Annotated in this window: 21 protein-coding genes; 10 read left to right on the top strand and 11 right to left on the bottom strand. The window is 37.5% G+C overall.

All coding sequences use genetic code 11. The annotated features are described in order from the left end of the window. The first annotated feature begins 17 nt into the window (after positions 1 to 17). The 3 genes from EG346_RS12935 (at position 18) to EG346_RS12945 (ending at position 1264) form a co-directional block, all read left to right on the top strand. A complete protein-coding gene (locus EG346_RS12935; protein ID WP_078704248.1) occupies positions 18 to 329 on the top strand; it encodes a helix-turn-helix domain-containing protein in 312 nt (103 codons plus the stop codon). Continuing rightward, positions 310 to 609, top strand: a complete 300-nt coding sequence (locus EG346_RS12940) for a helix-turn-helix domain-containing protein (RefSeq protein WP_078704249.1) — start codon at positions 310 to 312, stop codon at positions 607 to 609. The genes EG346_RS12935 and EG346_RS12940 overlap by 20 nt, the downstream gene beginning before the upstream one ends. A 271-nt stretch (positions 610 to 880) precedes the next feature. Continuing rightward, positions 881 to 1264 (top strand): response regulator transcription factor, encoded by a 384-nt coding sequence (locus EG346_RS12945; RefSeq protein ID WP_078704250.1) that lies wholly within the window; start codon positions 881 to 883, stop codon positions 1262 to 1264. A 2-nt stretch (positions 1265 to 1266) separates the two neighbouring features. Here EG346_RS12945 and EG346_RS12950 read toward each other — a convergent pair whose 3' ends face one another. From EG346_RS12950 to EG346_RS12990, 9 genes are all read right to left on the bottom strand, one after another. Further along, positions 1267 to 2118: a pPIWI-associating nuclease domain-containing protein gene (locus EG346_RS12950; RefSeq protein ID WP_120181104.1), complete on the bottom strand. Its 852-nt coding sequence runs from the start codon at positions 2116 to 2118 to the stop codon at positions 1267 to 1269. Positions 2119 to 2439: 321 nt separating this feature from the next. Beyond that, the gene (locus EG346_RS12955) at positions 2440 to 3246 is read right to left on the bottom strand and encodes a PRTRC system ThiF family protein (protein WP_123879085.1); all 807 of its coding nucleotides are present in this window, start codon (positions 3244 to 3246) and stop codon (positions 2440 to 2442) included. Next, a complete protein-coding gene (locus tag EG346_RS12960) occupies positions 3246 to 3965 on the bottom strand; it encodes a PRTRC system protein B (protein WP_123879087.1) in 720 nt (239 codons plus the stop codon). Before EG346_RS12960 ends, EG346_RS12955 begins: the two co-directional genes overlap by 1 nt. After that, complete coding sequence (locus EG346_RS12965; RefSeq protein ID WP_123879089.1) at positions 3962 to 5125, bottom strand: hypothetical protein; 1164 nt, start codon at positions 5123 to 5125, stop codon at positions 3962 to 3964. The genes EG346_RS12960 and EG346_RS12965 overlap by 4 nt, the downstream gene beginning before the upstream one ends. 17 nt (positions 5126 to 5142) lie before the next feature. Continuing rightward, positions 5143 to 5361: a PRTRC system protein C gene (locus EG346_RS12970; protein WP_037438461.1), complete on the bottom strand. Its 219-nt coding sequence runs from the start codon at positions 5359 to 5361 to the stop codon at positions 5143 to 5145. A gap of 27 nt (positions 5362 to 5388) precedes the next feature. Beyond that, positions 5389 to 5988 (bottom strand): PRTRC system protein E, encoded by a 600-nt coding sequence (locus EG346_RS12975; protein WP_078704255.1) that lies wholly within the window; start codon positions 5986 to 5988, stop codon positions 5389 to 5391. Between the two features lie 52 nt (positions 5989 to 6040). Beyond that, complete coding sequence (locus tag EG346_RS12980) at positions 6041 to 7114, bottom strand: DUF932 domain-containing protein (protein ID WP_123879091.1); 1074 nt, start codon at positions 7112 to 7114, stop codon at positions 6041 to 6043. 44 nt (positions 7115 to 7158) lie between these two features. Beyond that, on the bottom strand, positions 7159 to 7536 hold the full coding sequence (locus EG346_RS12985; protein ID WP_113264893.1) for a single-stranded DNA-binding protein: 378 nt from the start codon (positions 7534 to 7536) through the stop codon (positions 7159 to 7161). Positions 7537 to 8201: 665 nt separating this feature from the next. Beyond that, a complete protein-coding gene (locus tag EG346_RS12990; protein WP_078704261.1) occupies positions 8202 to 9467 on the bottom strand; it encodes a site-specific integrase in 1266 nt (421 codons plus the stop codon). Positions 9468 to 9972: 505 nt separating this feature from the next. Between EG346_RS12990 and EG346_RS12995 the strand changes: the two genes are divergently transcribed. The 3 genes from EG346_RS12995 (at position 9973) to EG346_RS13005 (ending at position 13804) form a co-directional block, all read left to right on the top strand. Beyond that, on the top strand, positions 9973 to 11307 hold the full coding sequence (locus tag EG346_RS12995; protein ID WP_123879093.1) for an amidohydrolase: 1335 nt from the start codon (positions 9973 to 9975) through the stop codon (positions 11305 to 11307). Positions 11308 to 11571: 264 nt separating this feature from the next. Next, positions 11572 to 12483 carry a helix-turn-helix domain-containing protein gene (locus EG346_RS13000; RefSeq protein WP_228429329.1) on the top strand — a complete coding sequence of 304 codons (912 nt, stop codon included), beginning with the start codon at positions 11572 to 11574 and terminating at the stop codon, positions 12481 to 12483. Between the two features lie 82 nt (positions 12484 to 12565). Continuing rightward, positions 12566 to 13804: an amidohydrolase gene (locus EG346_RS13005; RefSeq protein ID WP_123879095.1), complete on the top strand. Its 1239-nt coding sequence runs from the start codon at positions 12566 to 12568 to the stop codon at positions 13802 to 13804. Between the two features lie 147 nt (positions 13805 to 13951). On the opposite strand, the gene EG346_RS13010 is transcribed toward EG346_RS13005, so the two are convergent. Next, positions 13952 to 15175 (bottom strand): beta-helix domain-containing protein, encoded by a 1224-nt coding sequence (locus EG346_RS13010; protein WP_123879097.1) that lies wholly within the window; start codon positions 15173 to 15175, stop codon positions 13952 to 13954. Between the two features lie 35 nt (positions 15176 to 15210). Next, entirely contained in the window at positions 15211 to 17850 is a 2640-nt protein-coding gene (locus tag EG346_RS13015; protein WP_123879099.1) for a TonB-dependent receptor plug domain-containing protein, read from the bottom strand. Between the two features lie 198 nt (positions 17851 to 18048). Here EG346_RS13015 and EG346_RS13020 point away from each other — a divergent pair, with 198 nt between their 5' ends. The 4 genes from EG346_RS13020 to EG346_RS13035 all read left to right on the top strand — a co-directional run bounded on the left by EG346_RS13020 (position 18049) and on the right by EG346_RS13035 (position 22115). Next, positions 18049 to 18729, top strand: a complete 681-nt coding sequence (locus EG346_RS13020) for a response regulator transcription factor (protein WP_073333215.1) — start codon at positions 18049 to 18051, stop codon at positions 18727 to 18729. Between the two features lie 43 nt (positions 18730 to 18772). After that, the gene (locus EG346_RS13025) at positions 18773 to 19804 is read left to right on the top strand and encodes a sensor histidine kinase (RefSeq protein WP_123879101.1); all 1032 of its coding nucleotides are present in this window, start codon (positions 18773 to 18775) and stop codon (positions 19802 to 19804) included. Between the two features lie 134 nt (positions 19805 to 19938). Further along, positions 19939 to 20538: an IS1096 element passenger TnpR family protein gene (locus tag EG346_RS13030; RefSeq protein ID WP_123879103.1), complete on the top strand. Its 600-nt coding sequence runs from the start codon at positions 19939 to 19941 to the stop codon at positions 20536 to 20538. A gap of 230 nt (positions 20539 to 20768) precedes the next feature. Continuing rightward, the gene (locus EG346_RS13035) at positions 20769 to 22115 is read left to right on the top strand and encodes an alpha-amylase family glycosyl hydrolase (RefSeq protein WP_123879105.1); all 1347 of its coding nucleotides are present in this window, start codon (positions 20769 to 20771) and stop codon (positions 22113 to 22115) included. Positions 22116 to 22150 lie beyond the last annotated feature (35 nt).

The raw sequence follows: 22150 nt of genomic DNA on the forward strand, positions 1-22150 counted from the left end.
GAAAAAACAAGCAAACTATGGAAGTTATTGCAATACAAAAATCCGCATTGGACGAAATGAAGAATGAGCTATGGGAACTTTTGGAAATGACCGAAAATGTTGTACAGAAATACACTCCGATTTTCAAAGAAGAAAAGTGGCTCGATAACCAGGAAGTGTGCCTGATGATGGATATTACCAAACGGACTTTGCAGACCTACAAGGACAAAGGCTTATTACCATATTCCAAACTGAACCGCAAGAATTATTACAAACGATCGGACGTACAGGCTTTACTCGAAGCCGGACAGCCGTACAATAACAATGACAATGGATTTACTGACGAATGAAGCCGAAGAAATCATCGCCCATCAGGAGATAATAATGCAGTTGAGAAACCGTATTGAAGAAATATTGAAAAACTACCGTCCTGTAATGAATGGAGAAATATACCTATCCGGCGAGGATATGTGCCGGTTATTGCATATCAGCAAACGGACTTTACAGCAGTACCGTGATGATAATATATTGCCATTTATACAGATTGGCGGAAAGATCATCTACAAGGAAAGTGATATCCTGACTATCTTGGAACAGAATTATATAGTCAATAAAACAGGCTTACGGTAACCTTTTGTATCTTATATCTGTTCAAAAAGGAATGAGTTTAGTATATTTGCTATATAAAATATAGAATCTTAAAGTGTTTTTACTTTAAGTCCCACATTGAAAACTGGTAATTTTTAGACAACGGGACGATAAGGAAGAACGCTCATGCCATAGGCGTGGGCGCTCGCTTATTTGTTGTCGGGTATACCAGTACCTCAATGTGCGGTAAGTGTAGTTGCCTGCGCTTTCTTTTTGTGCAGGAAACTCCATTAACTCAAAATCTGACAATATTATGGAAACTGGTACAGCACAACAAAAAATCACTCTCGCATTTATCAACGACAAAAGCCCTATTTTAAATGGTATCTGCCAAGACCTTGTCGCTTCAGGAACTGAAGTCTTATTTCGTTCGGAAAGCATTGAAGATGGACTATCGCAATTGTTTTCATTGAATGAACTTCCCTATGTTTGCATTATTGACCTTGATTTTTACGACAAGAATGTGCTGACACAGCTTCAAGAATTGAGGACAAAATATCCAACCATAAAACTGATTGCCCATAGTGATATTGATGATGAGAAAGTAGGAAAGGCAATTTTAAATATAGGGTTTTCAAGTTACCTTCTTGTTGGTAGTGATACTATGAATTTTAAGAAATTGATTTTCAACGCTTAAGACTATATTTCATCTTCATCATCTCCATACCAGCTTGAAGTATCTACATCGTAATCATCAACCTCAAACTTAGTGGATGGAAAATCATCATCGATTTGATAGCGTATCTTCGTTTCAAAAGGAAATGTTTCTGGCAAGTCTAATCCATCACCTTCACGTCTTTCTCTATTAGATCCATATTCAAGAATCACATGTAAATCTCCAAAAACTTCCACTACAATTTCATATTCATTAATTTCTGAAATATGATATTCTGACACCTCACTATATTCCAATGAATGATGAGGTGCGAGTCGATCAACATTCTCAAAAAAATTAGTTACAACGGATGATATCATATGCTCTTCAATATGTCCATCAAGGAATTGTTTAAGATCTTCACGATAGTTCTCAATTGTTTCTACTAAAGCAATGAAGGAGTTAAGTACATCTTGGCTCATACGCTCAACTTCAGAATCGCTAATATCGAACACCTCAGGATTAATATGAGTGTACTTGCTTAAAGTATTGATTGTTTCTTTTACCTCCTTTATCATGTCTTTAAGTTCGTCAACATCAAATCCCCAGCTATCTAATAAAGCGTCTTCTATTCCACCTTGAACTGCGTATTTAATCCTTTGGTTTCTTGTAGGCTTTCCGTCAGTAGTTTCGGGACTAAACCAAACACAATTTTTCACACGTTCTTCAGGTGCAAGGTTATATAAAAAATGTCGTGATAACTCCCTTATAGAGTATGCAAAATTATTAAAGCGAAGTTTGTTTGTTCGATCATTTAGGCTAGCAAGTGAAGCTTCAAATAAATCCTGTTCAAATTGATTTGATAATAATTGCTTTATTTTTTCTGCTTTTTCCATATTGTCTATTTTATTTAGGATATAGTCAAATTTAAAAAATAATATGGCGCGATTTTTAATGTGACGATCAAATCTAATCATGCGACGTTCTTTTGCTTCTTTTCTTTGGTCGCTGTGTGAAAAGAAAAGAAGTCAGTGCTAAATACAACAAATGGGATACTAAATATCCCAAGCAAAAACTCGCAACCTGTTTGGTAAAATGTAAGGAAAGGGAATTGTGTAGTGGTGCATTTTGACAAGGGGGTTGCACCTATTCTAAATGCAAAAATGCGTTTCCGACCAAAGTGAGGAATTGCATTTTTGCCCGCCCGATTTTTCGGGTCAGGCGACTTTTATCGGGTGGGTACGGAAATCTTTCAGATTATGAAAAAATCCCTTGTATTCGGTCATTCCTCTGCGGAATAAGTTCCACAATAAGGAACAACCCATTTGTGTCAATGAGGAATTGATAAACAAGTCCTGGTATTCCAATGCTTTGGCAAGGGAGCAACTTGGCGTGTTGTCTTCTTGTTCGGATTGCTTCAGCAATTCGCCAAATTCATCGGTAACAAATGGCAGGCTTGCCACCGTTTGGTATTTCTCGGAATTGGGTTGCTTTATCTCTCCGATGGTGGATAATATAACTTGCCCTGTGTGTTGGCTATTTCCAAAGTCAACCCAATATTTTGGCTCATCTTGATAGTGTCTGAGGTAGCTTATTTCTTTTAAAATTTCAGCAACGCCAAACCTTGCCTGTACGCCATCCACACAAGTAATGGTAATAACTGCCCTTGCTTCTTCGGGCAATCTGCCAAAATTATCTTTTTCAAATTTTACCGTTTCGGCTTTCCAATTTGTACCTGCCCAACGGTTGCATCGGTTGATTAAAGCAACGGATTTGTATAATCCTGTTTCACTTTCTGCAAAACGCTGTCTGCCTAAATTAGCACTCGTGATAACATCATCATCCCAAAGGCGGACTTGCAACCCTGCGTGTCCTAATGCTATCAAACTTTCGTTTATTTCCATTAAAGCGGTCAATACTTTTGAGCCTGTGCCACCTGCTCCGATAAGGTTTACCGAAATCGGGTTTGTCGGATTGAGCAGATAATTGTCCGTAAAATGGATTGCTGTTTTTGCTGTATTCATCACAATAGATTTTTAAGGGTTTTGTTATTCTTTTTTAATACTTCTTTAGGAAAGGGTTTGTCTGTGTTGATAAGGTCTTTCCAAAGGTTTACAATGTTTTTTTTCGTCAAGTTTTCGCATAATGAATGGCTGAAATAGGAATTGAAAAAATAATGTTCCCAAGCCTGTATAAATTCCTCAACCGAAGCCGAATTTTTAATGTCAATACTAACAGTACCCATACATACGTTGCCTTTTTCGTAGATATTGAAAAATGGGACGTAATGCAATGGCATTTTCTCGGTAGGTCTTCTGTCGCTTGCCAAAGCAAATACCGTAAGACTGCTTTTGCTCGCTAACCAAAGCATTGGCGGTACTTGTGCCTTTCCGTTGGGTATGCCCAAACTATCCACAAAATATATCTGCCTTTGCTGTGTTTTGGTGTACCATAGCACCGTACCTTTTTCGCTCGGATTAATATGCAGAATGTTGGTAGGCAAAATTCCCTTTGGCTTTAAAAAGGCTGTGTTTTTTTCTTCATCCGTCTGTAAAGCCTTTGCCAAAATGTTAGCTTCTTTTACTGTCAGTGGGTGGGCATTTATAGGCGTTCCATTGCTATCCATATCAAAATGCTCCACGTACATATCGGTATCTGTTCCTTTGGCTTCGTAGAAAACCAAAGCAGATTTTGGGTGGTACAATGTTCCGAAATGGTCTGTTATATCTGTTGTTGTGTTCATTTTTCTATCGTTTTGTATTCGTATAATAATCCACTCAAATCATTTAATAAATCAAACAAACGGTTCTCAAAATCGAGGTTGGCTGTTGGTATTTCGCTTCCGTCAAATTGCTTGGAAATAGTTGGCTCTTCCATTGCTCCGTACTCGTTAAATTCATTGTTGATTGTATCTGAAAGACTTTCGTATAACCAGCCTTTAGTATCTGCAATAAATGAAATGTACTTTTCCATTCCGATTATTTCATTCTCGTCATTATCATAAGGGTCTTTTTCGGGCAATGTTGCGTTTCTGAAAATATTTTCGCTTGGATATTCAGTATAAAGGGCAAACGCATTGCGAGCAATTTTCCAACATTCGCTATCGAACGTATCAACACTTTTAAATCGGTTCAAACGCTTTTCAAATACCTTTAGATTGATGAGGTTGAATAACTTCTGTTCCACCTTATCGCCAATGTATTCGGCATTTCTCAACTCACGTTTGTTGGTTTCGGTTTCTGCCGTTTCCTCGTCCTGTTCAACCCAATCGTTCATCATTTCGTAAAGCCAATACAAATAACTTTCTTCTTGTCTGTAATAGGGAATTTGGGCAATGTGGTACAGATAACTGCATACTGATAGTAAAAGCTGTGCGGTCTTTTTACGCTTCTGGTCTTTGAGTATTTGAAAGAGTGGCACAACTGGAATGTAATACAAGGTTGTACCTGTGTTGTACCGTTCCTCACTTGTAAAGTAGGTTTTCTTGCTATCCTGTATCAATTTAAAACCTTCCCAATTGATATTGGTACGTTTTACTTTGGTTTCCATATCCCACATAGACAATACTATATTGTATGGAAACTCAAAATCTTGGGTCTGCATTGGCTCAATGCTGTGATGCTCGGCAAGTTTGGAAAGGGACTTGTGAAAATCCCTCGCCGTTTTCTGACAAGCCTGTACGGATTTTGCTGTTTTCAGTTTGGGCAGAAACGTACACTTTAGAATACCATTGGTAGCATTGCTATTGGTACGGATTTCTGCTTGTCTTTCTGCACTTGGTTTGCATCCTTTGGTCTTTGCATCCAATTGGCAAACTCGCCCAACTGTCGGTGCAATTGCCGTTGTCGTTTCTGTTCGGGTATGCTGATAGTTCCCGATATGATGTTGCGTTGCATAATTCATCGTTTTAAAATTTTGGTTTAACCTTTCGTACCCATTACGCTCTCAAATTTGTACTCGACTGCATCATCTTTTATTTGTGGTGCTGATACTTTTGCGGTTGTCAAAATCGGGTACATATTGGCGTAAAAATTCATTACGGCTTCCACGCTCCAACGTGGTTCGGGGTCGGTCAGTCTGATGTCCTGTCCTTTATCTTTGAGTATGAAAACTCGCTCTAATTGCGTTGCTAATAACATAACTTTCTGATTTTGGGGTTAACACTTTTATTCTTCTTCGTCCGCTTCATCAATAGGATAATCGGCAGTAACTGCTTCCTCTGGCGATTCATGTGGTGCTTCTTCCATTGTTCCGAAAAGGCTCGGTGTGGCAAACTTGTCGGATAATGATGTTTTGCGTTTGCGTATCTCGTCCGCTTTTTCGGGAAACTCCGTTATATCGGGTACTTTCATCCACGCTTCACGGAACTTACCCTCTTTCTCCAACTCGTCAGCCTTTACTATAGCATCTTTAAATTTCTTGTCTTTGGCTTCTTTTTCCTTTTTCTCCTTTTCGGCTTTTTCTTTCTCGATTGCCGATTGTTTTTTAACTTCTTCCAATTGCTTTAAGAATTTTTCCATATCCACCATTAAGCCTGATATTTTTTGTATAGGTTTGGTAATCTGTTCAAAAAATCCCTCGTCAAACTCTTGGGGCGTGGCGTTAAATGTCAATGGGGGAATACCGTTTTTGGCACTATCTCCGCATTGTTCGTTGTTAAGCAATACTGTTACGATTAGGTTGCTTTCTATTCCTTTTGAAATGTTCAGTTGTAATACTCCTGTAAAGTCCAACTGCTGTATCTGGTTGAAAAAATTTGTATTCATTGTTATGAAATTTTGTAGGCTACCACCGATTAAGGCGGTAGCCTGTTGTTATTTAATTAAGGTTTAGGATTTCTGCACCATCTAAAGCAAAACCATTACACAAGTCAAATGCTTTCTGTGATTTGAGTTGAGCAGTACCACCCAATACAATGCTTTGTAATTTGGCTTCGTCATTCTTGTAATTTCTCACGTTCTGATAGTAGCCTGTAACAGCGTTATACGCTCCGAACAAAGTGCCTTTTGCTGTGTCCATTTGCTGTGTATCGCTTATCATTGCGTATGCAAATGCGTCCTCAACGGTATTTTTGAACACGGTGGAAATTTCATCCATAGCACCCTTTTTTAGCAAATCAAAGGTTTCCTTATTCGGGCAAAGTGCCAATTGGATTAGCTTTTTAACCTCTTGGTCTGTTACCTTCACTTTTGCCCACTCATTGAAAATTCCCTCTAATTGGTTGCTCAATGTGTTGGCAAGTCCCATAATCTTGTGGGCATTTTCTATACGTTGTTTTGCTCCCGAAGTATGTTTGATACGAACCACATTGGTCATACTGCGTAACGAAGCGTTTAAGGTGTTTTGGCAAACTATACGGATAGGAGTAAATGCGGCTGTGATACTTCCGCTACCATCGTGCGAAGTGGTTAGGAAGATGTACTTTTCCGTAACATCATCGCCATTACCGACACGGATGTAGTCAGGCAATTTGGCTGTGATGAAAATACGTTCTCCGTTTCCTAATGCTCCTGCGGTTTCATAGAGAATACCCTCGCCACCACCTACAATTGCATCAAAGAAATTAAAGGCTTCACGATTTTGTACTATGTGGTAATCCTTTCCGACTACTCCCAATACTGCATTGTTATCGGTGCGTATGTTAGCAAAATAGTTAGGTACTTCCAATTCACTACTGCCTATCTCAATACCGTTAGCCGTTTCGATAATGCCCGAACCTTTTGTAAATAGTGGGGATTTTACGACTTCGTAATCTAACCCTGCGTGCTTGATAGCTTCTTCGCTTGTCGGGTACTGTTCTACGATTTGCCCCAAACCGTGCCACGCTTTTTGCTGAACGCTAAAAAATGAATAACGTCCTGTTCTCTCGTTGAAATTGATATTATGTGCCATAATGCTTAAAATTTTGATGTTAAAAAATGATTGAATACTCGTTGTTAAAATGGTAGGTCGTCTTCTGTCTTATTATTGTTTGTGCCTGTGGTGGCTTGTACCGTTTCCGTTTTTTTGCCACCGCCGTGCAGTTTGATTTGTGAGGTATGGAAATTCAGTCCTGCTCTTGGCTCTCCGTCATTGCCTGTCCACGCTCTTGTACTTACTCTTCCCGATAGTTCTACCAAAGTGCCTTTTGTAAGTAGCTTGGCTACATTTGGGGTTATCCAATAGGAGCAATCAAAATAGGTTGTTTGCTCTACACGCTCACCTTGTTTGTTACGGTAGCTGTCGTTGGTCGCTACTGAAAAATTTACTACTTGTTTGTCCTGTGACGTTGTGCGTACTTCCGCATCTCTTGTCAGTCTTCCTGTAATGTTCATGATTTCTACTTTTTTGCGTTATTAATTTTGTTCTGATTTTTCCCTTGATTTATTCGGCAATGAGAGGAGGTGCTGAAGTTTCGTTTCACTCTTTTGCCATTTCCAATGCTGTATTTTTTCATTTCTGACATTTTTTTTATTCGTCTAAAGAGCCGGAGTATGCTTTGTTTCGTTTCACGAGCATAAAAAGGTTAGTGTTTAGCAGGAACAAGGTTTTGTCAAAAAAATACGACCCGAATGGGTGGAGATTTTTTTTGCAAACCAGGAAGGCACGACCTTGTTTCTGCGTTAAGAACACGGAAATACCTTTGCTCTTGAAATGGAACAAAAAAGCATATCGGTTCTTGAATAAAAAATCATGTGGAAGCACTTGAAAAAGGCATTGAGGAAATGGCCTTATGATTACAAAACCTGCAATTACATTTAGCAGAATTTATTTTAGTATCTCAAAGTATTGTGGCTTTGGAGGCCACGTAAACGGTACTGAAAATATTTGTTGAGGGATAAGATTGGATAGTTTTTCAGTATGGTTTATTAAGTCATCCTGCCAAAGCTCTTTTATTGCATGGGATGGGTGCTGGAGGAATAAATGTGCTTTTGAGGATTAAGTATGGGCATAAAAAAAGCAGGACATAATCCTGCTTCGCTCTGTGTGTATATAAATTCTAAATGATAACCTCTTTCTCCATTTCAGAAAATGCGGCTTCCATTCCTGCAAATTTATGCGATACCAAATCCATATCCTTGCTAATTTTCTGACTGGTAATCTTGGCATAGATTTGAGTGGTAGAAATGTTTTTATGTCCCATCATTTTGCTAAGGCTTTCAAGGGGTACACCCTCTGTTAAAAACATTGTTCCAAATGTGTGCCTTGCGGTGTGAAAGGTTACTTTTTGTTCTGTAACAATCTCTAATTCTTGAACAAGTTTGTCTATATGGCTATTACAAATTTTATTAGTTGGAACAGGAAAAATAAAATCATTTCGGGTAGTACCTTTATATTTTTCAATAATACGTTTGGGTATTTCCATAAGCCTAACATTAGAGGCAACATCAGATTTTTGTCTTCGGCTTATAATCCAATCGTGACCATCAAAAAAGGATTGTATGTTAGTACTTTTAAGTTGTTTAATATCTATATAAGATAGTCCTGTAAAACAGCTGAATACAAAAAGATCCTTTACAATTTCATAATTTTGTTTTGAAGGATTGTGTAATAACAGGGACTCAACGTTTTCCTTGAGTAAATAGCTACGGTCATTTTCCTTCATCGCTATTTCATAATCTTCAAAAGGATTTTTCCTGATAAGACCGTTTTTGACAGCTATTTCCGCAACACGATAGAGTGGCATAGTATATACCCAAACAGTATTGTGTGTGCACTTTTTGTCTATTCTAAGGAAGAAATCAAACTCTCTGATAAAATCACACGTCAATTCCCTGAACGCCATGTCATCACGATGATACCTGCTTTTGATAAATTCAGTAACGTGGTTATAGACAATTTTGTATTTGTAGTAGGTACTTTCGGAGCGTTCTCCTTGTACTACCATTTTCCCAAAATCGTCATTGTTCTTCTTAAAGACTTTCAGCAAGGAATCTTCCATAATACCAACACCGAGAAATGCAAGTTTCAGCTTTTGTGCCGTTACAAAACCCTCGTGTTTCAGCATATCTTCATAAAGGGTATCAATACGTGCCCGTATATTATCCAATTTTTGGTTAATACCTAGTGCTTTTGCACTCTTGCCTTCAACTCTTCCATACTTTAAATCCCAATTATTTGGGTTGATTTCTAACTTTGTTCCTAAAGTCTTAGGTGTTCCATCAATAGTAATACGTGCCATAATCGGGGCATTACCGTTCTTTTTCGGCTCGTTCTTTTTCAGGTAGAAAAGTAATTTGAACGTAGATTTTTTTGTCTGCTCCATAACTCAAATGTTTAATGTTTAAAATTAAATTGTATTGAGTTACAAGGGAATATGAAAAATAGGGCAAAACACTGAAATGTAATCTGTTACACCTTTAATTACCTTTGCTAATCGGTAACGAATTAGTAACCTATCTTTGTATTTTTAAGACCAAAACCTATCAGACACCGAGTTTCAAACTAAGACTACTGTTTTATAAAGCATTGTATATAAACGGTTTTAACCGTTTTGCTTATTTTTGCTTTCTACTAATCTTTTTATCCTAAAAATAGAATTTTTTAAACTTATTCATGCCATTAAAGTTAAATTATTGACAAGAGAATCCTTATGAAAATAGAAGTTCCCATCCTCTGAAGGGGTGACGAAAATTCAAAGAATTTTTGACGGGGTGGTCCAGGAAAACCATCTGTAAATTAAACCATCCAATAAATCATACAAATATTGTGATAAACCATACCCCTTCATCCTTTCCGTTCTTTCTATTTTTGTATAAAATAGATTGGAAATGAAGACCTCTGACAATGCAATATCCCGTAAAGATTTTATTAAAAGTTCAGCACTGGCGGCAGCCGGACTTAGTTTAATGCCCAATATTCTGGCAGCATCTCCTTTGTTTGAAAAACAAAATGTTTCGGCAAAAGGAAAATTAAACCTTAAAAATGTTCGTCTGGAAACCGGCTTTGACTATGAAGAAGGAGAGGTTGTAGCTACTAAAACCGGGCTCTTTTATGTAGAAATCGAAAACGGAAAAATCAAAAGTATAGCTCCCAATCAACCCAATGCAAAAGCGATTGATGCTAAAGGAATGCTGATGCTTCCTGCATTTAAAGACATGCATATTCATTTGGACAAAACATTGTATGGCGATCAATGGCAGGCGGTTAGAAAAAGAACAGGTGGTGTCAAAGGAATGATCGCACTTGAGCAGAAAATGCTTCAGGAAATGCTCAAAAACTCAACGTTCAAAGCAGAAAGGATGATTGAGCTGTTACAGTCTAAGGGAACTTCTTTTGCGAGAAGCCATGTCAATATTGAACCGACTTCAAAATTAGATTCATTAAAAAACCTTCATAAGGCTTTAGAGGCTAAGAAGAAAAGTTTCGGCGCTGAGCTGGTAGCTTTTCCACAGCACGGTGTGTTTTATACCGATTCAGCAACTTATCTGAAAGAAGCTGCTCAAATGGATATTGATTTTATTGGAGGCGTAGATCCGTTTACCATTGACGGTGCCATTGAGAAAACCATTGATTTTACGGTTCAGCTGGCATTAGACCATAAAAAAGGAATTGATATCCACCTTCATGAAACGGGTGAATCCGGGTTGAATACAGTGGAATATCTCATTAAAAAAGTGAATGAAAATCCTTCTCTAAAAGGCAAAACCTATCTGAGTCACTGTTTTATTTTAGCAAAATTAGATAAAGTAAAACAGGAAGACATGGCAGAAAAACTGGCTGAAGCACAGATCGGAATTGTTTCTACGATCCCTTTTGGAAATCTAGTGATGCCAATTCCTACTTTATATAAGCATAATGTAACGGTTCTTACAGGGAACGACAGTATCGTAGACCACTGGAATACTTTTGGAACAGGAAGTGTTCTCCAGAAAGCCAATCTCATGGCGCAACTGTATGGATATTCCACAGAATTTTTATTATCAAGAAGTCTCAAACTGGCAACAGCAAATATTCTTCCCCTGGACGATAAAGGAAACCAGCAGTGGCCAAAAGCAGGAGATCAGGCTGATTTTGTACTGATGAATGCCAGCTGCTCGGCAGAAGCCGTATCCAGAATTTCAAACGTGGAATCATTGGTTTACCAGGGAAATGCAGTGTATTAAATGACTGTACTATGAACATTTGATTTATTTTGTTTCAAAGGATATTACGGTAAAATGCTTTCTCTTAAACCACCCCGTCAAAAATTCTTTGAATTTTCGCCACCCCTCTACGGGAGGGGAATTTTGCACGGATTATTGATCTTCACCAAGAAAATCTTTGATTTTCACAAAACTTAAGTGGTCTTTTTTGGCTTACAATTACTAATGGGTCAACAAAAATACTTTTGATTATTTGTCTTTAAAAACTTCAAGGCTGTATAAAAAATGAAAATAGCTCCCTCCGTTCAGATTTCTCGTATAAATTTCACTAATTTTAGGAGAAAATCAGGATACGTGGGTTTTCATACAGATCATTTTCCCGTTTTAGGAATTCAGGAGTTCAGTGATAATCAGCTTCAGGGCTGTCATTTGCTGTTTAATGAACTCCATGGGGAACGTTCCATTGATGAACCCCACAAACATGATTTTTTTATCATCAATCTTTTTGAACATGGGAAAGGCAGCCACACGATCGATTTTACGGAATATGAAGTGGGAAACAGCCAGATCCATCTTGTTTTTCCGGATCAGGTACATCAATGGGTGATCGAAAAGGAAACCGTGGGTTATCAGCTGATGATCAGCAGAGGCTGGTTTGAAAGTTTTCTGCCTTCTCTGAGATTTTCTGCTTCTTATTATCAGAATCATCCTGTTATTCATCTTTCCAAAGAAACTTTTCAGACTTTCCTGTACGAATTTCAGGCCATCCGGAAAGAGATAAGTGAAACGAATGTATTTTGGGAAGTCATTCAGAAACGGAGCGAGCTGATTGGTCTGTTGGTCAGCAAATCGGTGGAAGGGACTTTTAAAGATTTTGAAATGTACCATTCCAACCCTATTATCTCTAAATTTTTACAGCTTATTGATGAGCATTTCCGAACAGAAAGATCGGTCTCCTTCTATGCAGAGAAGCTTAATATTTCTGCTAATTATTTAAACATCGTCTGTAAAAAGAATCTGAACTCTTCTGCATCATCGCTCATTCAGGACCGTATTCTGCTGGAGGCAAAACGCCTTTTAAAAGTATCGGAAATGTCTGTGAAAGATATTGTCTACGATCTCGGTTTCTATGATCATGCCAGTTTTTCCAAATTTTTCAAAGCACAGACGGGAATGACTCCTTCACAGTTTAAATAATAATCCGTACAAAACAAAGCATAATTGATACACCTGTGTCATTATAAAGGGGGCGTAACTTTGTCTTTTTAAAAGATAAGTTATGCAGTTTCCCTATCAACTGACCGCAAAAGGAAAATATTCACTCAAAAATGTCCGCCTCGAAACGGGATTTGAATACGATGAAGAAGAAGTGATCGGAACCAAAACCGACCTTTTCAGTATTGAAATAGAGAATGGAAAGATCAAATCTGTAACAGCAAATGATGTAGCCTCTGATGCGTTGGATGCTAAAGGTTTTCTGATGCTTCCTGCCTTCAGGGATATGCATATTCATCTGGATAAAACACTATATGGACTTCCATGGCAGGCGCTTTCACCGAAACGCAGAACGGTGAAGGATATGATTGCGTATGAACAGGAAATCATCCCTGAACTTTTAAAAACATCTGTAGAAAGGGCAGAGCAGCTGATCAGTCTGTTACAGCATTATGGGACTCATTTTGCAAGGACTCATTTTAATATTGATCCTACTTCAGGTTTACAATCATTGGAGAATCTTGAAAAAGCATTGGAACATAAAAAAGATTCTTTTAAAGCAGAGCTTGTGGCTTTTCCACAGCACGGTTTATTTTATACAGATGCTGCTCCTTTGATGAAAGAAGCAGCCCAATTGAAAAGTGTAGGTTTTATAGGAGGCCTGGATCCTTTAAGTATAGATGGTAATATTGAAAAAGTACTTGACTTTACGGTACAATTAGCGCTTGATCATCAAAAAGGAATTGATATTCACTTGCATGAAGCAGGAGAGTCCGGCATGAAAACGATCAATTATCTGATTGATAAGGCGATTGAAAATCCGGAACTGCAAGGGAAAATATTTATAAGCCATGCCTTTGCTTTAGCTTATCTTTCTCCAAAAGAAACAGAAAGGATTGCAGAAAGGCTGGCAGAAGGAAAGGTTGGAATTGCGTCTTCCGTACCCTTCAGAGGAAAGGTAATGCCGATTCCTGTATTGAAAAAGTACGGGGTTAATGTCCTGATCGGAAATGATAATGTGCAGGATTACTGGAGTACTTTCGGATCAGGAAATATGCTTCAGAAAGCCAATCTTATCGCTGAACTGTACGGATATGAAACTGAATTGAAGTTGTCAAGAACATTACAGTTTGCGACTCAGAATATTCTTCCTCTGGATGATCAGGGAAAACAGCAGTGGCCAAAAGCCGGGGACGATGCTTCCATTGTACTGGCTGATGCCTCATGCTCTGCCGAAGCGGTTTCCAGAGTGTCCGGAATAGAAGCTTTCATGAATGAAGGGAATCTTTTCTGGAGACATTAATTGAAATATATTTTTTATATACTTGTTTTTTGTGAATAAAGCCATTGGATCTTCTGATGGCTTTTTCTGTATAGTTATATGAATAATCAAAAGCCACCAGAAGAGATTCTGATGGCTTTTAAAATTTGATATGAAGAAACTAGTTACTTATTGTAATCCTGCTAAAAGATTAACTCCGTCTACGGTAGCCCAAGCTCCAGGAGTTAGAGATACTTTGGTAACAGTAGTCGTATTGGTGAAAGTTTTAGCACCGTTTGGAGTGTAAGCATACCCCCAAACTCCGGCATTGTCAGAGTTTAGATAAGTAAGGGGAGCAACCACTACTTTTCCGGTATTTACCTGGCTTGTCTCTGTAGCTGCATCCTGAATCAGTACGCTATAAGCTTTCTGAGTTCCGATATTTTTATAACCGCTGATGTACACATTAGAGAAAATTCCTGTTCCCTGTTTTTTGAACTGAATAGCAGTAATTTCAGGTGAGTTAGCTGTTTCAGGAAGAGTATTTGCGTCTCTGATAAGGGTGATATTTGATATTTTTGGTGCCACATTATCGGCATTACCAGAAGCTTCAATTTCCATTCCGAAGTTACCTGTCCCTGTCTGGAAAGCGTACCAGTTCGTATTGTTTTGTCCGCTCCATGCATCCTGCCAGTCGAAAGAATCATCATAGTTACCATAAGAAACAATGTTCTTGGCACTTACTGTACCTCCGAAGAATTCATACCCGTCATCAGTTCCTTTATACGTTACAAGATTTTCTAAAACAGTTCCTGCTCCTACAGCGTAGAAAGTCATTGAATTGGTTTCAGAAGTACCGTCACCGATCTTTTTTCCTGCATATTCAACTCGTACAAACTTCATGGTACCTGAATTTGAATTAGCATCACTTCCTCCGTAATATACATTGTTTCCGTCTTCAGAAAGAGCTTGAGTATTTCCATTGACAGCTTTGATTGGAGCTGTCCCATAGATTGTAATACCGCCCCAGTCTCCAGGAACCTTAGTAGCTGTTGTAAATACAATAGGTTCAGCAGCTGTACCAACCGCATTGATCTTTCCGTCCTGAAGAATTACTAAACCACTTGTTTTAGAAGTCACTACATTGAAAGTAGCTCCTGCTTCAATGGTAATGGTAGCGTTATTCGTAATTTTTACGATTCCGTCTAATGTATAGCTTCCCTTTTTGATAAGGATATCTTTTGAAATAGTTCCTGATAATGTTCCGCTTCCGCTTAGTACACTTTCAGTAGTTCCCGGAGTAGTAACTGTAGTACCGTCTCCTAGGCCATCATTTACCTCGATAGTACATGAATTTAAGGCTAATGTTAACACGGCTGTTAACGATAATAATGATAAAACTCTTCTTTTCATTTTTATACTTATTTTTATTTTTTATTAAATTATTTTTAGAATGTATAGCCTACAGTAAGATTAAATGTAGTACCTCTGTAATAGTTGGTAAGTGTATTGTTACCTTGTTCAAAATTAGTTGGGAGGTAATTTTTATCACCAATTAAGATTTTATACTTGCTGTCTAAAATATTCTGTACAGCAAATTTTACATTCCAGTTTTTAGTCAATTGGCCCTGGTATACAAAATCTATCTGATTGAATGGTTTTTCGTAGTAGTTATCCGTACCTGCACCTCCTGTTGCATAGATTTTACTTCCGGATACATTATAAACAAGAGAGAATGTATGGGCTAAATTATTGCGGTTTTTTAGTTCGTATTTTAAATCAGCATTGATGGTATAAGGAGAAGCTCCCTGTAAACCTCTTTTGCGTAACGTTTCCCCTGTAAGGGCAAACCAATCAGGTCTTTCCATGTTTAGCTGATCCTGGCTTCTCTCTACATCTGAATGCATAATGGTTGCATTAGCGCCTAAAGTAAAACTTCTTAAAGCTTCAGATATTCTCCCCAAACTGAAAATTCCTTCTAATTCTATCCCGAATAGATCTGCTTTTTTTGCATTGAAGAAGGTGATCGTTGAACCTGTTGCATTTCCTGAAGCTACCAGTGAACGCTCAATGGCATTGTCAATTCTTTTGGCAAATAAGTTAACAGCAAACATCTCTTTATTGGTAGGGAAGTATTCCCACTTCAAATCGAAGTTATAGTTTTCACTATTTTTAATGGCAGGGTTACCTACAATATTTACGTTATCAGGATTGATATAAGTAATTGGCATCGTCTCGATAAGGATAGGACGTGTAACTGTCTTACTGAAAGAGAACCTTAAATTATTCTTATTATTAAGTGCCTTTTTTACAGATAATGATGGTAAGAAGAAATCTTTATTTTTATCCAGATTAATTTTATTTTCGGCACTCTGTTCAGAATAACGGATTAGCGTCATATCATTCTCATATCTTGCTCCCAATAAGATATCCCATGAATCACTTGGTTTAAGGTTAACGTTAGCATAACCCCCATTAATAATTTGATAGAAGCTTGAATAAAACTGAGAAACATCTGAACCTTCCTGATAATATAAATCTCCATTTCTAAGTGAAGCATTGAAAACATCCTGAGGAGTATCAATATTAATAACAAAAGGAGCTGATGAAGTTGATGTACGTCCGAAAATAAATCGGTAAGACGTTTTTCTGAAATCTGAGAAACCATTATAACCTACGGCAATTTGAATAGGAAAGTCTTTTCTGTCTCCTTTTTCTCCTAAAGACAATTGATATTCCGCAAAAGCTGAACCGTAGAATCTGGAGTCTACATCTAGATACTGACGGATAATGTTATTCCCCCCGTAACGCATTGCGATGTTTTCATCCGAAAGTCTTGTTCCGGTAGTGGGATCAATACGGTTACCTTCTATGATTTTTCTGTCAGGTTGCTGATAATTATTAATAACATAGCTGGCTCCTGCTTTTACTTGATGTCTTTCATTTATTTTTTGAGAAGCTGTTAGCTGCAAGTCTAAAAATCTTGAAATATCCAACTGGTTTGTTCTAAAGAAGGTAGTCTTATTAAGAACCTGTCCGTCTTTGTAGCCGTAGTTATCTTCTATAATATTATTGACGTTCTGTAAATAAATAGCGTTTAGGTTAACATTGGTTCCTTTGTTTTTATACCCTAAACCTAATAAAACTGAAGATTCTATTTCGTAATTATATTGCTTACGGTTAAGAAAATTCATATTTTCGATAAATGAGCCTTGACCTTGTCCTTTGAACTGATGGTTATCACCTTCTTTATATTCAAATTTGCTTCCTTGGTTTAAAGAGAATAAAATTCCTAAATTCCCTGTATCTCCCATTTTTACTTTTTGGGCAGTCGTAAATCCGATGCTTGTATTCGGCATTGATTTTACGTTGTCTACGTTCCAGGAATCTTTAAAAGAATTTAATGATTGACCCGGTGTGAATTTATAGTTATCCGGTCTTGAGTTTCTAATCTCATCCGGAAGTCTTCTGTCTTTGGAATTCAAACCTAAATATCCGTTCATTCCGTCTGCACCTTCAGCTATTTTGAAATTGTTTCTGAATGTACTTAAAGTATTTACCCCTACACTGAATTCCACTTTTGTAAAAGGCTTATCAATAGTAAGTGTTTCAATATCAAAAGTAGCTCCCGCAAAATCTCCGTAAAGGTTAGAGTTGAAGGTTTTATAGATATTCAGTTTTCCCACTACATCTGTTGGGAACTGCTTTAAGGCAATGATCTTTTGGAACGGGTTGTTGGAAGGTGATCCAAGACCGTTGATTAATAAATAATTGTATCGCTCTTCAAGACCTCTTACGAAAAGTCCTCTTCCTTCTACCGTAGTGATTCCCGTTACTTTCGTAAGTCCTTGTTCTACGTTGGAAATTCCTTTTCTGGAAATCTCTTCAGCACTTACAGCCTGCTTTTGAATAATCGCTTTTCTTTGTTCTCCTAATACCGCAGTTTCAGTTTTCTTGTTGCTGCTTCCCTGGATTACTACGCCATCAATTTTTTTCTCCTTAATGATCGTGTCCTGCTTCGTTTCCTGAGCGTAAAACATTGATCCGGATAAAAATAAGACCGCAATGCTAAGTTTATTAATTTTCATTATCTTACTTACTTTATTTACTAGATTCTTTCGGTGCAAAGGAATAAAAGATAAGTGGGGTAAGTGGTTTAGTGAATTTTAATTTTTCCTTAACTAAACATTAAGAAAAGACCATTATTGTTAACTTTATGTGAACGATAATAGATTTGTTCATCTGTGCTTTAAAATTTATTAACTTTGACTCAGTAAAAATTTAAAATGAACCAAAAGAAAATACTCTTAATAGACGACGAACTGGATATTTTAGAGATTCTGTCTTACAACCTGGAAAAAGAAGGCTACGACATCTATACTGCTACCAATGGTAACGAAGGGATAGAAAAAGCCAAGGAGATCATCCCGGACCTTATCCTGTTAGATGTGATGATGCCTGAAAAAGATGGGATCGAAACCTGTCAGGAACTCCGTAAAGTAAAAGAACTTCATAAAACACTGATTGTTTTTCTTTCCGCCAGAAGTGAAGAGTTCTCACAATTAGCAGGATTTCAGGCTGGAGCCAACGATTATATCGTGAAGCTGATCAAACCGAAAATCCTTACTTCTAAAGTAAATGCTTTATTGCAATTGACTTCCCAGGTTTCTGATAATGCTAAATTAATAGAAATCGGAGATTTGGTCATCGATAAAGATAACTTCAGGGTTTCCAAGAGCGGACAGCAGTTCCTTCTTCCTAAAAAAGAATTCGACCTGCTTTATCTTCTGGCTTCAAATACAGAAAAAGTATTTAAAAGAGAAGAAATTCTGGAAAAAGTTTGGGGTAATGATGTGATCGTAGGAGAAAGAACCATTGATGTGCACATCAGAAGATTAAGAGAAAAACTGGGAATTAATACCATTCAGACATTAAAGGGAATCGGCTATAAACTTATCGTTTTATAACTTAAATTCCTGACCTTTACATAACCTATAAAAACTTGTAAAATTGAAATTTTACAGACTTACACTCGTCGCCTCGTGTCTTCTGACACTGGTGATGTTTCTTTTAGTCATCATCTTTGATTCACTGAAGGATATTTATTACCGGACCCCTTTTTTTAAAATGGGTCTTTTCATCTGCCTGATCCTCATTTTTATGATCAACTATGTAGTGCTGGAGCTTCTCTTCAACTATTATGGAAAAAAGCAGGTTCGTGGACTTTCACAGATGCTTCCACAGGAAATTGTTAATGATAATAACGAGAATATTACTATTCGGGAACTCGGAGAAAGATTTTCAGATCTTAACCAGCAGCAGATAACGGAGATCGACATGATGAAGGAAATGGAAAGCTACCGTAAAGAATACATTGGCAACGTTTCGCATGAACTTAAAACCCCCTTGTTTTCCATTCAGGGATATGTAGAAACCCTCAGAGATGGTGGTGTTGAAAATCTTACCATCCGCGACAAATATCTGGAAAGAATCGATAAATCCGTTGAAAGACTGATTGCGATTGTTACAGATCTCGATATGATCAATCGTCTTGAAGCTGGAGAAATCAGCATTAATACCTCAAAATTTGATGTCAACCTTCTGATTAAGGAAATTTTCGACCTTCTTGAATTTGAAGCAGAAAAGCATAATACAACACTTCAGATACAAACCCTTCACCCTCAGATTTTTGTAGATGCCGATAAGCAGAAAATTTCACAGGTTTTTATTAATTTAATTTCCAATGCGATCCATTATGCCAACCGGCAGGAAGCAAAAGTTGTGGTAAAAACCAGTGTCCTCAAAAATAAGGTACTGATCGAGGTCATTGATAACGGAATGGGAATTAAAGCAGAAATTCTTCCCAGAATTTTTGAAAGATTCTACCGCGTGGAAACCAGCAGAAGCAGAAGGGAAGGGGGTTCAGGACTTGGGCTTGCTATCGTAAAACATATCCTCGAAGCCCATAATGAAAATATCACGGTAGAAAGTGTTTATCTCGAAGGAACTAAATTTAGCTTTATGCTGGAAAAAAGTAAATAATTCCGGTAAAATGTATGAAAAAAAAATATTTTAAAAAATCGTGAAATATTTTTTTGTCACCTCTCATTTATTATATATTTGCAACAGAGATTTATCATAATAATTAAGGCAAAAAAGTAATTTAAGAAACTGATATGGTTTACAAGATCCGCGTAATATTAGATGCGAAAGAGGATATTTTCCGTGATATTGAAGTAAGAGGAAAACAATCACTATGGAACTTACATTTGGGAATTAAAAGTGCGTTCAATCTGCAGGGAGATGAGCTTTCCACCTTTAATATGTTGGAAGATGACGGAACAATACTTAAAAGTGTTCCCCTGGAAGATATGAGCGACGATGGTGATGGCGAAATTATGTCGGATGTGTACATTGATGAGGCTTTTGGAAATGTAGGCGATAAAGCACAGTTCCAGTACGGGCTTCTAGATCTTTGGGAATTTTTCTGCGAGCTGGTAGAGATTATCGAAGAAACAAAAGGGGTCAATTATCCTATTACCGTATACAGATTCGGAAACGTTCCGTTAAAAGCACCAAGCAAAAGTGGAAATGGCGGAGGATCAAAGAAAAGATCAGCAATGCCTCTTTTGGATGATGATTTTAACTTTGATGATGACTTTGGCGTAAGCACCAGTTTTGAAGATGAAGATGATGACAGCTTCGATGATGATGAAGAGGACAGCTTCGATGATGATGTTTTCGAGGATGAAGAAGACAACGAGGATGATAGATAATATCTGAATACAATATATAGCCCTGGATTTTTTCCCGGGCTTTTTTTATGTAATATTTTAGATTCAAGATATCAGACATCAGACAGGAAGGTCCCCAATGACGAATTTTAAGACAGTATATTGATTAATTGACCATTGACGATTCACTTGGGAAGCAAAATTCACGTTTCACAACTCACAATTCACCTTCACACACTTCATTTTTCCTTACTTTTGTTAAAAATAGAGCGATGAAGAAATTAATTCTATTAGCAATAATAGGTCTGGGAATTGTTTCCTGTACCACTCAAAATACAAAAAACACTATGGATCTGCCTAAAGAATGGAAACACACAACGAATATCTACGAAGTCAATATAAGACAATATACCCCTGAAGGAACCTTCAAAGCATTTGAGAAAGAAATGCCACGCCTGAAAAAAATGGGTGTCCGGACCCTTTGGTTGATGCCTGTAACCCCTATTGCCCAACAGAATAAAAAAGGAAGTCTCGGAAGTCCTTATGCAGCCTCAGATTATACTTCCATTAATCCTGAATTTGGAACAATGAATGATTTCAAACACATGATCAATGAAGCTCACAGATTAGGCTTTAAAGTGATTATCGATTGGGTTGCCAATCATACAGGTTGGGATCATGTCTGGACAAAGACGCATCCCGAATTTTATCTGAAAGATCCGGATGGAAAATTCCATATCGCTTCCGGAATGGATGATATCATTGAACTGGATTATAAGAATCAGGAAATGAGGCTCGCCATGATTGATGCAATGAAATTCTGGGTAAAGGAAACAGGTATTGATGGTTTCAGATGTGACCTTGCTTCATGGGTGGAAGTTGATTTCTGGCAACAGGCACGTCCGGAAGTGGAAAAAATAAAACCACTTTTCTGGTTAGGAGAATTTGATGAGCTGGAAAGTCCTGAATACGGAAAAGTATTTGATGCCAGCTATTCATGGAAATGGATGCATAAATCTGCAGACTACTACAAAAAAAATGAACCGCTTCAGGAACTTAAAGATCTGCTGCTTCAATATTCGAAGATTGGCGATCATTCAATGAGAGCATGGTTTACGGCCAATCATGATGAAAACTCATGGAACGGAACAGAATATGAAAAATACGCAGTCATTGCTAAACCGATGGCCGTATTCTCTGCAACCTGGAACGGTGTGCCACTGATGTATTCAGGTCAGGAGCTTCCCAATATGAAAAGACTTGAGTTTTTTGAAAAAGATGCGATCAAATGGACCAATACCTACCAGATGGCAGAGTTTTATAAAACCCTGCTTGAATTAAAAACCTCCAATCCTGCATTAAGAGGGGGAGATGCCAATGTCGCTACGTATCTGCTGAATACAACAGCCAATGATAAAATCTTAGCTTACCTAAGAAAGAATGGAAATGATGAGGTGCTCGTAGTTCTCAATATGTCAAAAGAACCAATCAACTTTACCATCGAAGACGAAAATCTTTCAGGAACTTTCAGAAATATTTTTGACCGGACAAAAAGAGATTTTAATAGTGGAAAAGATTTCAATTTTAAAGTTTCAGATTATTCAGTTTTTGAAAAATAAAAATTCATAAGTAAAAGTTGAAATATTCTTCAATT

This window comes from Chryseobacterium carnipullorum (assembly GCF_003815695.1).
Taxonomy (GTDB): Bacteria; Bacteroidota; Bacteroidia; order Flavobacteriales; family Weeksellaceae; genus Chryseobacterium; species Chryseobacterium carnipullorum.